Source organism: Sediminibacterium ginsengisoli (genome assembly GCF_900167075.1).
GTDB lineage: Bacteria > Bacteroidota > Bacteroidia > Chitinophagales > Chitinophagaceae > Sediminibacterium > Sediminibacterium ginsengisoli.
In genome coordinates this window covers 355,833-368,504 of the sequence record NZ_FUWH01000003.1, presented here as the reverse complement: position 1 = coordinate 368,504, position 12,672 = coordinate 355,833, and the positions used below count along the sequence as shown (strand labels likewise).

At 49.4% G+C, this 12,672-nt stretch carries 4 protein-coding genes; 1 reads left to right on the top strand and 3 read right to left on the bottom strand.

Annotated elements, in window-relative coordinates; all coding sequences use genetic code 11:
- Positions 1-14: 14 nt before the first annotated feature.
- The 3 genes from B5D42_RS07330 to B5D42_RS07320 form a co-directional block, all read right to left on the bottom strand.
- Entirely contained in the window at positions 15-224 is a 210-nt protein-coding gene (locus tag B5D42_RS07330; RefSeq protein ID WP_078830805.1) for a heavy-metal-associated domain-containing protein, read from the bottom strand.
- 81 nt (positions 225-305) lie between these two features.
- Positions 306-2,732: a heavy metal translocating P-type ATPase gene (locus B5D42_RS07325; RefSeq protein ID WP_078830804.1), complete on the bottom strand. Its 2,427-nt coding sequence runs from the start codon at positions 2,730-2,732 to the stop codon at positions 306-308.
- Between the two features lie 77 nt (positions 2,733-2,809).
- Positions 2,810-3,373: a helix-turn-helix domain-containing protein gene (locus tag B5D42_RS07320; RefSeq protein ID WP_078830803.1), complete on the bottom strand. Its 564-nt coding sequence runs from the start codon at positions 3,371-3,373 to the stop codon at positions 2,810-2,812.
- A 198-nt stretch (positions 3,374-3,571) separates the two neighbouring features.
- Between B5D42_RS07320 and B5D42_RS07315 the strand changes: the two genes are divergently transcribed.
- Positions 3,572-12,672 (top strand): beta strand repeat-containing protein (locus B5D42_RS07315; protein ID WP_078830802.1); only part of this gene is annotated, 9,101 nt, incomplete at its 3' end.

The following is a 12,672-nucleotide window of genomic DNA, read 5'->3' as shown; positions in this document are numbered from 1 at the left end:
TTTTGAAATGATGATCAGTTTTGTTCTTCCGCAGAAAACCCGGCCGATTGCACCAGTGCGATCACTTTTTCTGCAGTAAGATCCGATGTAACGGTAAGTGTTTTTGATGGCTGATCGGTAGCTACATGCCATTTGCCGGTTCCGATCTCGCGGTCGAGCACCGGTGTTACTTTCTCTATACAGCCGGCGCATTTGATATTGGTCTTGAATGTCAGGTTTTGCATGATTGTTTATTTGATACAAAGTTCTTATGAGAAGACGGATAACCCTTACAGTATTGCAGGGATCCTTTATATAATTCTATGTTATGCGGGCAGTTTTCTGAATTTAAGCCGGAGACTGTTACTGACCACGGAAACAGAACTAAGCGCCATGGCAGCACCTGCAATCATGGGATCGAGCAGGAAGCCGTTCAGCGGAAACAAAACACCTGCGGCAAGCGGAATCCCGATCAGGTTATAGATAAATGCCCAGAAAAGGTTTTGTCGTATGGCTTTCACCGTATAAACGGAAAGCCGGATTGCCTGCGGTATTTTTAAAAGGTCCGAAGCGATAATGGTCATTCTTGCCACATCCATGGCAATTGCGCTTCCGCTGCCCATGGCAATGCCAACATCGGATTGGGCAAGTGCATTACTGTCGTTGATGCCATCGCCCGCCATAGCTACCACTTTTCCCTGCTGCTGTAAATCTTTTATAAATGCTGCTTTTTCATGCGGCAGCATTCCTGCCTTGTAATGTTTTATACCAGCCTGTTTTGCAATGGCAGCAGCCGCAGTTTCCTGGTCGCCGGTAAGCATATAAACTTCGATACCCGCGTTTTGCAAATGCGAAACAGCGAGAACAGATCCGGGCTTTACTTTATCAGTAATGGCAAGAACGGCCACCGTTTTTTTATCCCGTGCGAAATAAATAACAGTGGCACCCTGCCCGGAAAAATCTGCTGCTGCCTGTTCTGCGGCCGTATCGGTCACAACGGCATGGTCTGATAATAACTGCCGGTTCCCGATCAGCCATTTTATTTCACCTGTATAAGCTACCGCTCCCTTACCGGTAACGCTTTCAAAACTGCTGATGTTAACGGGTCTGTTTTGCTGACCGAGATAAGAAACAACAGCTGCCGCCAGCGGATGCTCCGATCTTTGTTCGATGGCTGTGAGCTCTGGTTGGTACTGTTCGTTGTCATTGAGCCAGAAAACGGTTTCAACTTTCGGCTTACCCTCTGTAATGGTTCCGGTTTTATCCAGCACAACAGCAGATATACGACGTGCTGTTTCCAGGCTTTCGGCATCTTTTATAAGAATCCCCGTTTCTGCGGCTTTGCCGATCCCTACCATTACTGCCGTAGGTGTTGCGAGGCCCAGTGCACAGGGGCAAGCGATGACCAGCACCGTTACCATACTCATCAAGCCCTGCTGTAAACCGTTTGTTCCGCCCCAGATGAACCAGGTACCGAATGCAACAAGTGAAATGACAATTACAACAGGAACAAACACTCCGGCAATTTTGTCTACGAGCTGCTGAACGGGTGCTTTACTTCCCTGTGCTTCGCGGACCTGTGCAATGATGCGTGCCAGTAGTGTTTCTCCACCAACCTTATCTGCCCTGAAACGGAAGCTGCCTTTCTGGTTAATGGTTCCGGCGAATACTTTACTGCCGGGCATTTTTTCTGCCGGAACAGGCTCGCCGCTGATCATGCTTTCGTCTACAAAAGAACTGCCTTCGGTTAAAGTTCCGTCTACCGCAATTTTCTCTCCCGGCTTTACCTGTATCAGGTCGTTGATCTGTACCGCAGCAATTGCTGTTTCATGCGGCTGGCCGTTTTCATCCACTACCATTACTGTTGAAGGCTGCAGTCCTGCCAGTTTTTTCAGCGCAAATGATGTGTTGGCCCTCGCTTTTTCTTCCAGCATTTTACCCAACAGGACAAACGTGATCACTATGGCGGCAGATTCAAAATAAACATGTGCATGCAATCCGCGCGAATGCCAGTAGCCGGGCATAAGGGTATTGAAAACACTGAACAGGTAAGCAACGCCCGTGCTCAGCGCCACGAGTGTATCCATATTGGCGGAAAAATGCCGTAATTGTTTCCAGGCACCTGTAAAAAAAGGCTGGCCGCAGAGAAACACGACAGGCGTTGACAATGCCCACATAATATAATCGGCATAGGGCATATCCATGAAAAACATAGCGATGATGAACAAAGGGATGGAGAGCGCAATGGCGATCAGTGTTCTGCGGCGAAGTTGTTTGTGCCGGACCTGTTTTAATTCTTCCAGCAGATCCGTAGTATCACCCTCTTCAATAACCAGGTCGTATCCGATCGATTGCAGCGCCTGTTTTAGCTGTGCAGGTCCGGTAAGTCCGGGAACAAAAGAAATCCGCGCCTGTGCTCCGGCATAATTGACGGACACCTCCAGTACACCCGGCACCTGCTCCAGGATGCTGGTTGCACTGGCGGCACAGGAAGCGCAGGTCATATGAAGTAACGGGAAGGTTTTGGTTACCTGCGGCACCCGGTAACCCAGCGAATTGATTTTCTCCGCGGCATTGCGGGTGATGGTGGCAGGATCCTGCCCGTGTAATATGACCCGCGTATTGTTCAGTTCTTCGGTATGCGCACTGATACCCGGAACCTGGTCGAGTCCTTTTGATATAATGAGGGCACAATGTTCGCTTTCCATTCCTTCAACAGGCAGGAAAACGGTCTGGCCGGAATTCTTTTGCATAATAATAGTTTATGATACAAAGTTCCGGTGCGCATTGAACCTGCTTATTACAGAATTAACGGAATGATTTGCAGGATTTACAGTTTGTCCAGCGGAGTGCGGCCTGCCCGGTTGAGAGTGGTTTTATATTGCGAGGGTGTCTGCCCCGTCACCTTTTTAAACTGGCTGCTCAGGTGGGCAACACTGCTATAACCCATTTCGAGTGCTATGCCCGACAACGTGAGTTCATCATATTCGAGCAGTTCCTTCACCCGTTCTATTTTCTGGGCAATGAAATATTTTTCTATTGTAGTGCCCTCAGATTCAGAAAAAAGGGAGCTCAGGTAATTATAATCGTGATGGAGACGGCTGCTCAGATAGCTGGAAATGTTTTCCCTGGGCTGTTCTTCCGTATAATGAGCCAGTGTAACCAGTTCGTTTTTGATCTTCTCGATGATGCGGCTTTTGCGGTCGTCCAGAATTTCAAAACCCAGGTCTACCAGTTTCTTATTTAATTCGGCGAACTGACTATCTGTAAGTGCCTCTTTCAATTCCACATAACCCAGCGAAACGGAAAGCGGATGCAGCCCCATTTTTTCCAGTTCCGTGCCAACAACCATGATACAGCGGTTACAGACCATATTGCGGATATGCAGTGTCATGTTGCAAAGTTAAACCATAAAAGCAAGGGCAACGGAAAAACAAAAATTACAGACACTTTCCATTTGTACACATTTATCTACAGCCAGACAAACTAATATCTACGATTTACTACACAAAAATGTACTCCGATTGCCAATTGCCGCTACAGTGGCTTTTTCAGGCCCGGTCTAATTTTGCAACGCTAATACTACTGTTTAATGAAGAGACATTTACTCCTGTTTAGGGCCTGCTTTGTACTACTTATTCTTAGCGCTTTTACATTTAATGCATCAGCTCAGAACTGTACGGTTAATGCCGGTATCGACGGTGCTGTCTGCCCCGGCGATGCTTTCATTCTGAAGGGTAAAACAAACGGAAATACTGTCTTATCCGGCGGTGTTCCTGCCGTGTGGACCCAGGTGGGCGGTCCGGCTGTGACCATCGGAACGGCTGTGATCACCACAAATGGTGATGGCAGTAAGAACGTGAACGCGCCGGTAACGGGTTATGCACCGGGTAATACCTATAAGTTCCGTTTATCAAGCCAGTGTTCGGACGGGTCTCTGATCTACCAGGAAGTAGAATATTCTACCAAGGCGGCGAACCTGGCAAATGCCGGCGCGAACCTGCTGGTTTGTCCCGGTACCTCTGCGCCCCTGGCAGCCAATACGCTTGTTGCCGGCGAAAGCGGAACCTGGAGTATTGTGGGAAGTACAAACGGTATTAGCATTAACAACCCGTCTTCTCCTACAACAACACTTTCTGTTCCAAGTAACCAGTCTGGTGTTACCACACTGCGCTGGACACTGAGCAATACCAATGGCTGTATTTCTACCAGCGACATTACTGTAAGCAATGGCGGCGGCGTTACACCGGTTACTGCCGGAAGCAACCAGACGCTCAATGATTGTTATAATCTTACCCAGGCAACACAGTTGAACGGCTCTTATGCCGGCGATAATACACGCGGACAGCAGGGTACATGGGAGCTGGTATCCGGCCCTTCCGGTGTGACATTCGACAATAAGAATGTGAATAATACATGGGTACGAGGACTGGTAGAGGGAACGTATATATTAAGATGGAACGTCTCCGGCCCCTGTGCGAACGGAACACCAACCGTACAGATCACCGTTCCGGCACCTAAAAAAGGAATTACAACAGTAGGCAATAGTGTACAGACCTTCTGCGATACGCGTACTACAGCGATCCTGAACGGGCCGGTACCAGGTATCACGGGTGAAAGTGTTTCATGGGTACGTCTGTCAGGAACAGGTACTGTAGACAATCCGGCATCTCCAACCACAACCGTAAGCGGACTTACCGCCGGAAGCACAAGTACGTTCCGTTATACTGTAACTTCCACTAGCGGATGTAGTTCATCCGGCGTTTATACCGTTAACTATGTATCGGCACCTACCATTAGTCTTACGGCACCAACCACATCTCCGATCACGCTGAATTGCGGTGATAATACAACCTCTATTCCCTTTACCTACACCGGAGGCGACCAGACACAATGGATGCTGGTAAGCGCACCGGCGGGAGCATCGATCATATCTGTTGCCGGAACCGGGTTCAATAATGTAAGCGGCAATAGCCTTTCTCTGATCGGGCTGAACAAGATCGGTACTTATATTATCCGTCTGAAAAGAACGACCAACAACGGTGCGGGGGGATGTGCAGATGCATTTATGGATGTGGCAGTGATCGTTTCACAGCAGCCTACACCATCTAACGCAGGTACCAAACAGTTCCTGGCCTGTAATGTAACAGAGACGGACCTCGCCGGTAATGACGCGGTGAACGGAACCGGCAAATGGTCTATCGTAAGCCAGCCGCTGGGCTCACCTGCTGTGACTGTTAACAATGTTACCAATCCTACAACACATATTTCCAATCTGGTAAACGGCGCGTATACTTTCCGCTGGATCATTACCGGTAACGATGGTTGTGATAATAAGCAGTCTGATGTAACGGTACTGGTGGCTTCTACCACACCAACACAGGCGAATGCCGGAGCGAACCTCTCTGTATGTAATGCAACTCCGATTACGCTGAATGGTAACGAGCCGGTACTGAATGAAACCGGAACCTGGACATCTACCCCTGCGGTGATGTTCTCCGATCCGCATGATCCGAAAGCTGTGATCTCCGGCCTTGCCGCATCTGCAGTTTACCAGCTTACCTGGACGATCACCAATGCGTGTGGTACAACAAGCCATACCGTAACCTATACATCAACAGCAACTGCTGGTCCTAAGCAATCGGTTGCTTCTGCGGACGCTGCAGCATGTCTTGCAACAGGAACTACCGTTAACCTGACTGGTAATGCACCGGGATCAGGTGAAGTAGGTACCTGGACACAGGTAGGCACAACACCTGCTGTGGTTTCGTTCACATCAACAACTCCGGGCGACGGAAAAACAACGGTGAACGGAATGAGCGCAGAGGGAACCTATAAATTCAAATGGTCTCTGGAGAAAAACTCTCCGGGTTGCGTGGCATCCGAAGCGATAGTAAGTGTAACTAAATCCGCAGCAACTACTGTTGCTACGGCAAGTGCAGCTTCAACTTCAGTTTGCGGAACGTCTACCTCACTCACCGGTTCTACGCCTGCGGCAACTGAAACCGGAACCTGGACGCAGCTAGAAGGTCCGGGTGGTGCAGTGATCACTTCGCCGAATTCACCGAACACAACGATCACAGGTTTATCGGCCGGCAGATTTACATTCCGCTGGACGATTGCCAACGGCGTGTGTGCGTCAACTTATGCAGATGTGAAGATCAACGTAGCATTGCCTCCTACGCCGGCATTGATCGGTGGTGTAACCAATGCAACCGCTGCGATCTGTGATGCAGATGCTGCTACAACATATACACTCACCGGAAACGATGTTTCAGCCGGCGGTTCAGGTCTGTGGACTATTGTAAGCGGTCCTAACAATCCTACATTCTCCAGTTTCTCAGCATATAATGCAGTACTCAGCAACCTGGTTGCAGGTACTTATCAGTTGAAATGGACTTCAAGCTCAGGATTTATCTGTCCTGTAAGCGAAGCAACCCTGGCGCTGACTGTTCAGCAGAAAGCGATTGTACAGAATGCAACGGCAACGTTCTGCGCCACACCGAGTGTTGAGCTGCGCGGATCGGAAGGAAGCACAGGCGTGTGGACCCAGACGGGCGGTCCTATATCGACCATTACGGCAATTTCAGGTTCAACGAATGCTGCGCTTGCAACAACGGCAACGCCGGGGACCTATGTATTTACATATAGTGTAACCGGAACGGGCGCTTGTGCAGGAACAACCACTGCAACAAAGACGGTAACCATCAGCGGAACGCCGTCTGCAGCTACAATTACCAAAGTGAATAGCGTAACGCTGGCGAACAACCAGTATAACTATTGTATGGGTGCTGCGTCTACCTTCTCAGTTCCACTGGAAGTGGCGTCGATCACAACGGGCACTGGTTCATGGACCATCCTGTCCAAACCTGCTGCATATTCCGGATCGATCACCGGTTCGGGAACGAATTTCAGTTTACCGAATGCAGTACCGGGTTCATACCTGCTGGCATGGAACGTATCCAACGGCGCCTGCGGAACCAACCAGGATATCGTAAGGGTAATTCTCGAACACGATCCAACCGTTGCAAATGCGGGATCTAACCAGAACAATGCATGTAACAGCACGGTTGTAATGGCGGGCAATACGCCGGTTTATGGAGTTGGCGTTTGGAGCAAGGTTTCCGGAGATGCATCTGCGGTAATCGACCAGCCGAATAATCCAGCCACCAAGATCCTGAATGCTGCACCTGGTACTTATGTGTTCAGGTGGACCATCACAACCGGATGTTCTTCTTCTACAAGCGATGTAACCATCCAGGTTTCATCTACACCGCCGAACACTGCCAATGCAGGTACTGCCCAGGAACTGTGTAATGTAACAACAGTTAACCTGTCGGGCAATGCAACAACAGGCGCAGAAACCGGACTATGGACACGCCTGAGCGGTCCGAACACACCAACGATCACTTCAAACACAAGTAACAATACTTCTGTAACAGGAATGGTTCCGGGAACTTATGTGTTCCAGTGGCAGCTGAACAACGGAACCTGCGTTTCAACTTCAACAGTACAGGTAAAAATAAATGCAGCACCGTCAACCGCAGATGCGGGCAGCAGCCAGACCGTGTGTCTGTACTCTCCGCTAACACTTGCAGCAACAGCGCCTGCATCAGGAACCGGAACCTGGAGCGTAATCACGAAACCAGGAACGCAAAATCCTGTGTTCAGTAATCTGAATGCAAACAATGCAACGGTAAATGGCCTGGAAGTGGGTACTTATGTATTCCGCTGGACAGTAGCGAATGGCAATTGTACACCTGCCGGCAATTACAGCGACGTAACTGTAACGGTTAATCCGCCGGTAACCGCTTCTTCAACCGGTGCGCAACAGGTTGTCTGTGTGGGTTCCACTGTAACCCTCGCCGGTAACCAGCCTTCTGTTGGAACAGGAGCGTGGACGGTAAATCCTGCCGGTCCGGTTATTACCAATGCCGCATTATATAATACTACAGTAACCGGCCTGAATACAAGGGGAACCTATCTCTTTACCTGGACAATTACCGGAGCATGCGGAACATCTGCCAGCACCACGCAGGTGATCGTACAGGACGCGCCGGGTAACAACAGCTTTGTGGCGCCATCTGATATCTGTTATAATACAACGGCAACCTTTACAGGTTCGGATCCTACCGGAGGTGATGGCACCAACTATACTTATAAATGGCAGCAATCAACCAATAACGTAACCTATACCGATATTGCATCCAGCAATACGAAAAGTTATACAACGGGTCAGCTTACCTCCAGCACCTGGTTCCGCCGGGTGGTAACATCAGGTGTCTGCGGTGTTGCAAGCACCAGTGCACCATTGATGGTGAATGTGCTGGCTGATATTACCGGCAATACCCTGACCTATGGCGGTACAACATCTTTCTGTACCACAGGAGACCCAAGCAACATTACCGGAAGCACATCCCTGGCTGGCGGTGGTGGCGGCCCATACACCTACCAATGGCAGAGAAGCACCGATGGCACAACGTTTACGGATATTGTGGGTGCAAATTCAGCAGATTATGATCCTGTTACCGAAACAGCAGGCGGCAGCATCCTGAATGTGTATTACAGAAGGATTGCAACTTCTGCATCGAACTGTACTATCGCAAGCAACGTGATACAGGTAACTGTATTGCCAACACTGGTGAATACGATCACCACCACTACACTGGTATTCTGTTCTCCGGTAGCGAGCGGTACTAATACGCTGGGCCAGACGGCAACCAGCGGTGGTACCGGAACATATACCTATAACTGGCAGGTGAGCACCGATGGCGGCGGATCCTGGAACGATGCATCGGGAACACGTAACGGCATAACATACCAGTTGCCGGCAATAACGAACGGTACAGCAACACCGGTTACTTACCAGTTCAGAAGGCAGGTAACGTCGGGTTCATGTACCTCAAACAGTGCTGCGCGTTCGGTTACGGTAAATCCTGCTATCGGAAATAATACCATTACGGCACCAACAAACCCTGTATGTTACGGAACCGCTCCGGGCGCATTCACGCAGACAACACCAGATGGCGGTGACGGTGTGTACACCTATATATGGCAGAGGGCAACCAATGCCAGCTTTTCGGCAGGCCTTACCCAGGTTGGAACTTCACAGGCATTTACTGAAACATCAACAACGCTTGCTGCCGGAACATATTATTACCGTCGTACTGTGAGCACTACCGGTACCGGTTGCAGCAACACGAGCGCCAGCGTTACAGTTGTTGTACAGCCAGCTATCGTAAATACAATCAACGGTACACAATTGCTCTGTCATAATACAACACCCACCACAATAACCAACGGATCAGTTTCCGGTGGTGCAGGAGCAGGCACTTACAATTATCTCTGGCAGGTAAATATCGATGGTGCAGGCTGGAATGATGCACCGGGAACCAACAATACCCAAACATATTCTCCGCCCGCATTAACCACCGGCGCAACAAATACTACCGTTTATTCTTACAGGAGGCTGGTAACATCCGGTGCCTGTGCAACAAGCACAAGTGCAGTTGTGACCAAGACTGTAAGACCATACGCAACCTTATCTAATGTAACCACTTCTTCGGGTGAAGTGGAAGTTACGGCAGTAACTTACGGGCAAAGTGTGTCGATCACACCTGTGGCGTCGAGCGTTGTAAGCCCGGTATTCACATTCTGGAAGGAGTCAACTAAAAATACTCAGGTAACTGCGGGAGGTAATATTTCAATCTCTGGCAACACACTTACGGAAACCCAACTCGCAGCCGGCGTATACAGCACCCCGGGTGGCGGAGATTTCCCGACACGTTATTATGTATCCGTAAGCGGTACCAATTATTGCGATAACCTAACTGCGGTTCCTGTAAAGATTACAGTGAACAAAGCAACGCTTACCGTAACTGCAGATGCAAAAACAAAAGTATACGGCAATACAAACCCTTCACTTACAGCAACCATTACCGGTTATCAGTACAGCGAAACATTTGCAACAGCAGGCGTAACAGGAACAGCACCGACTATTTCAACAACAGCAGTGGATAACAGTCCTGTAAGTCCGCCTACTTACCCGATCACACTGTCCGGCGGAGCATATACTGCTGCAAACTATAATTTCAACTATGTAAACAATTCACTGACCGTTACACCGCGTGTAATAACTGTAAAAGCGAATAACTATTCCAAACCATACGGAACAACGCAAACATTTACATCAGATGGCACGGCAGTGGGCATTACAGTTGGCACACTGGCTACCGGGAATACCATTACTGCCGCTGTGGTAACAAGCGCCACCGGTGCACCTGCAACAGCAACTGTAGCAGGCAGCCCTTACACAACAACAATCACTAACGGAAGTGTTGTGATCAGGGATGGCAGTAATGTGGATGTAACCAGCAACTATACCATCAACAGGGCAACAGGTACTCTCACCATTACCAAAGTTCCGCTGACCTATCGCGCAATAAGCCTTAGCAAACAATATGGTTCAACCGTATCATTCCTTACAAACGGAACTGCCGTAACATTGGAGTCGGGAACACTTGTTACTAACCAGGTACTTACAGCCGCAACGGTAACCAGTCCGGGTCAGGCAGCAAATGCGTCTGTGGCAGGCAGCCCTTATAATACAACAATCACATCCGGATCGATTGTGATCAAAGACGCGAACGGTACAGGATCAGATGTAACGGCAAACTATGATCTTACATTACTGACAGGAACCATCACTGTTTCAGCTCAGCCGATCACGATTAAAGCGAATGACGACACCAAGACCTATGGTGATGTGAAAACATTTGCAACAAACGGAACTGCAGTAGCGCTTTCAGCGGGAGGACCGTTGCTGAGCGGTGAAAGCATTACGGCAGCAACCGTAACAAGTACCGGATCAGTGGCATCGGCAACAGTGGCAGGAAGTACTTACCCCATTACGATCAGTTCCGGAACAGTTCAGATCTTCAATGGCGCAACGAATGTAACATCGAACTATATTATTACATTGGCAGATGGTGCGCTGACGGTAAATCCAAGAGCCATCACTGTTACACCAAACTTTGTGAGCAAAGTGTATGGTGCAACTTACACCTACGGAACAACTGCATCGGCCGTAACCGTTACCGGTTCAGGCATTGCATCGGGACAAACCTTGTCAGCAGTTTCGATCACCAGCTCCGGTACTGTAAATACGGCACCAGTGATCACATCACCCTATTATGCAAGTACCATCGGTGCGGGAACAATTGTGATCAGGGATGCCGGTAACGCAGATGTTACAGTCAACTATACAATAACCCGGGCACCAGGCCAGCTGCAGGTAACAAAAGCTCTGCTCACAGTTACTGCAGCGAATCAGAGCAAGACCTACGACGGAGCTGTATTCCCAGGCCCATATGCCATTGCTTCTTATTCCGGTTTCGTGAACGGGGAAAATGAAAACACACCGGGTGTATTGGGAGGAACGGTGTCCTACGGCGGAACCTCACAGGCAGCAGTGAATGCGTCCGGAACACCATATCCGATCGTTCCATCCGGTCTTACTGCAACGAACTACACCATCAGTTATGTGAACGGCGGTCTGACCATCAATGCGAAAAACCTGACGATCAACAGCTCTGCAATGACCAAGGTATACGGTTCAACAAGAGCCTACTCGCTTGCAGATGTTTCAATAGATGCATCTACACCGCTGGCATCCGGCGATGTGTTATTCAGCATCAGCCAGGCAAGCACGCTGGGAGATCCGGCCAAAGCGAACGTAACTCCACTGGGTTCTCCGTACACGGTATCGCTTAGTAATGTTGTGATCAGGAACGGATCGGCGGTGAACGTAACAGCCAATTATAACATTACACTTAATACAGGTACACTTGCTGTAACGCCACTGGCGATCAATGTAAAAGCAAACCCGGTAAGTAAGGTATACGGAGATGTATATACCATACCAACAAACGGTTCAAACGTTTCAACAAACGGAACCAGCCTGGTAAGCGGTCAGACATTTACAGCGTCAACGGTAACTGTTGCCAACGGCGGTAACCTTGCACCGGCGCCGGTAATACCAACACCAGGCCCTTATACCTTAACACCAACAGCTGTAACGATCAGAGACGGGGTAACAGACGTTACGGCTAACTATGATATCACATACCAGACAGATGTATTAACGGTAACCAAACGTCAGATCACCGTTACAGCAAAAGATGTAACGAAGACTTACGGTACCCTGCATACGTTTGCGAATACCGCTTCAGAAGTAACAGTAACGGGCGTTAGCAGTCCTGCATTAGCGACGGGCAATACAGTAACGGCGCTGACACTGACCAGCACAGGTACACCTGCTAATGCTGCGGCGAGTGTAACACCATATCCGATCGTGATCACGAACAACAGCGTTGTGATCAGGGATGGCGGCAGCACAGATGTAACAGCGAACTATGACATAACGCTGGTGAACGGCGGCCTGACGATTAACAAAGCGGCGCTGACCTTCACTGCGAAAAACGCAACGAAAGTGTACGGTGATACCTATACGTTCGCGACCGATGGTTCTGCGAGCACGATGACAGGTTCACTGGTGAACGGTAACACGATCTCTGTGAACCCTGTGGTAACGGCAACGAACAGCGGTGCAACAGCTGCGGCAGCTGTATCGGGTACTTATGCAACACAGATCACTACAAATAGCGTAACGATCATCGATCCGGCGAACAGCAA